This window comes from Hafnia alvei, assembly GCF_900095695.1.
Lineage (GTDB): Bacteria > Pseudomonadota > Gammaproteobacteria > Enterobacterales > Enterobacteriaceae > Hafnia > Hafnia alvei_B.
In genome coordinates this window covers 1-3,181 of sequence record NZ_FMIQ01000056.1, presented here as the reverse complement: position 1 = coordinate 3,181, position 3,181 = coordinate 1, and the positions used below count along the sequence as shown (strand labels likewise).

Below are 3,181 nucleotides of genomic sequence, written 5' to 3'. Positions count from 1 at the left end.
GTTCACTAAAAAGACACCTTCGGGTTGTGAGGTTAAGTGACTAAGCGTACACGGTGGATGCCTAGGCAGTCAGAGGCGATGAAGGACGTGCTAATCTGCGATAAGCGTCGGTAAGCTGATATGAAGCGTTATAACCGACGATTTCCGAATGGGGAAACCCAGTGTGATTCGTCACACTATCGTTAAGTGAATACATAGCTTAACGAAGCGAACCAGGGGAACTGAAACATCTAAGTACCCTGAGGAAAAGAAATCAACCGAGATTCCCCTAGTAGCGGCGAGCGAACGGGGAACAGCCCAGAACCTTAATCAGCGTATGTGTCAGAGGAACGGTCTGGAAAGTCCGGCGATACAGGGTGATAGCCCCGTACTTGAAAATGCATATGTTGTGAGTTCGATGAGTAGGGCGGGACACGTGACATCCTGTCTGAATATGGGGGGACCATCCTCCAAGGCTAAATACTCCTGACTGACCGATAGTGAACCAGTACCGTGAGGGAAAGGCGAAAAGAACCCCGGCGAGGGGAGTGAAATAGAACCTGAAACCGTGTACGTACAAGCAGTGGGAGCCTCTTTTATGGGGTGACTGCGTACCTTTTGTATAATGGGTCAGCGACTTATATTTTGTAGCAAGGTTAACCGAATAGGGGAGCCGTAGGGAAACCGAGTCTTAACTGGGCGTCAAGTTGCAAGGTATAGACCCGAAACCCGGTGATCTAGCCATGGGCAGGTTGAAGGTTGGGTAACACTAACTGGAGGACCGAACCGACTAATGTTGAAAAATTAGCGGATGACTTGTGGCTGGGGGTGAAAGGCCAATCAAACCGGGAGATAGCTGGTTCTCCCCGAAAGCTATTTAGGTAGCGCCTCGTGAACTCATCTTCGGGGGTAGAGCACTGTTTCGACTAGGGGGTCATCCCGACTTACCAACTCGATGCAAACTACGAATACCGAAGAATGTTATCACGGGAGACACACGGCGGGTGCTAACGTCCGTCGTGAAGAGGGAAACAACCCAGACCGCCAGCTAAGGTCCCAAAGTCATAGTTAAGTGGGAAACGATGTGGGAAGGCATAGACAGCCAGGATGTTGGCTTAGAAGCAGCCATCATTTAAAGAAAGCGTAATAGCTCACTGGTCGAGTCGGCCTGCGCGGAAGATGTAACGGGGCTAAACTATGCACCGAAGCTGCGGCAGCGACACATTGTGTTGTTGGGTAGGGGAGCGTTCTGTAAGCCGTTGAAGGTGGCTCGTGAGGGTTGCTGGAGGTATCAGAAGTGCGAATGCTGACATAAGTAACGATAAAGCGGGTGAAAAACCCGCTCGCCGGAAGACCAAGGGTTCCTGTCCAACGTTAATCGGGGCAGGGTGAGTCGACCCCTAAGGCGAGGCCGAAAGGCGTAGTCGATGGGAAACAGGTTAATATTCCTGTACTCGGTGTTACTGCGAAGGGGGGACGGAGAAGGCTAGGCTATCCGGGCGACGGTTGTCCCGGTTTAAGCGTGTAGGGGGAAAGCATTGGTAAATCCGTGCTTTTATCAACCCTGAGGCGTGATGACGAGTCACTACGGTGATGAAGTAGTTGATGCCAAGCTTCCAGGAAAAGCCTCTAAGCTCTAGGTAACATTGAATCGTACCCCAAACCGACACAGGTGGTCAGGTAGAGAATACCAAGGCGCTTGAGAGAACTCGGGTGAAGGAACTAGGCAAAATGGTGCCGTAACTTCGGGAGAAGGCACGCTGGCGCGTAGGTGAAGTCCCTTGCGGATGGAGCTGAAGCCAGTCGAAGATACCAGCTGGCTGCAACTGTTTAATAAAAACACAGCACTGTGCAAACACGAAAGTGGACGTATACGGTGTGACGCCTGCCCGGTGCTGGAAGGTTAATTGATGGGGTCAGCCGCAAGGCGAAGCTCTTGATCGAAGCCCCAGTAAACGGCGGCCGTAACTATAACGGTCCTAAGGTAGCGAAATTCCTTGTCGGGTAAGTTCCGACCTGCACGAATGGCGTAATGATGGCCAGGCTGTCTCCACCCGAGACTCAGTGAAATTGAACTCGCTGTGAAGATGCAGTGTACCCGCGGCAAGACGGAAAGACCCCGTGAACCTTTACTATAGCTTGACACTGAACATTGAGCCTTGATGTGTAGGATAGGTGGGAGGCTTTGAAGCGTGGACGCCAGTCTGCGTGGAGCCAACCTTGAAATACCACCCTTTAATGTTTGATGTTCTAACTCCGGTCCCTAATCGGGATTGAGGACAGTGTCTGGTGGGTAGTTTGACTGGGGCGGTCTCCTCCTAAAGAGTAACGGAGGAGCACGAAGGTTAGCTAATCACGGTCGGACATCGTGAGGTTAGTGCAATGGCATAAGCTAGCTTGACTGCGAGAGTGACGGCTCGAGCAGGTACGAAAGTAGGTCATAGTGATCCGGTGGTTCTGAATGGAAGGGCCATCGCTCAACGGATAAAAGGTACTCCGGGGATAACAGGCTGATACCGCCCAAGAGTTCATATCGACGGCGGTGTTTGGCACCTCGATGTCGGCTCATCACATCCTGGGGCTGAAGTAGGTCCCAAGGGTATGGCTGTTCGCCATTTAAAGTGGTACGCGAGCTGGGTTTAGAACGTCGTGAGACAGTTCGGTCCCTATCTGCCGTGGGCGTTGGAAGATTGAGAGGGGCTGCTCCTAGTACGAGAGGACCGGAGTGGACGCATCACTGGTGTTCGGGTTGTCATGCCAATGGCATTGCCCGGTAGCTAAATGCGGAAAAGATAAGCGCTGAAAGCATCTAAGCGCGAAACTTGCCTCGAGATGAGTCTTCCCTGAGACCTTGAGTCTCCTAAAGGAACGTTTAAGACTAAGACGTTGATAGGCTGGGTGTGTAAGCGTAGCGATACGTTGAGCTAACCAGTACTAATGATCCGTGAGGCTTAACCTTACAACACCGAAGGTGTTTTAAGACGCAGAGACGCGAAAACACAAAGAGTAGGCTTGTTGAACAGATTGGTTTGTATGGCTAGCTGTAGAAATACAGAGAGCGGTACAAATAACAGAATATGCCTGGCGGCGATAGCGCGGTGGTCCCACCTGACCCCATGCCGAACTCAGAAGTGAAACGCCGTAGCGCCGATGGTAGTGTGGGGTCTCCCCATGCGAGAGTAGGGAACTGCCAGGCTTTAAA

At 51.8% G+C, this 3,181-nt stretch carries 2 rRNA genes; both read left to right on the top strand.

The features are described from left to right. The first annotated feature begins 30 nt into the window (after window positions 1-30). Window positions 31-2,938, top strand: a 23S ribosomal RNA gene (locus BN1044_RS14625). 121 nt (window positions 2,939-3,059) lie between these two features. Beyond that, a 5S ribosomal RNA gene (gene rrf, locus BN1044_RS14620) occupies window positions 3,060-3,175 on the top strand. The last annotated feature ends 6 nt before the right edge of the window (window positions 3,176-3,181 follow it).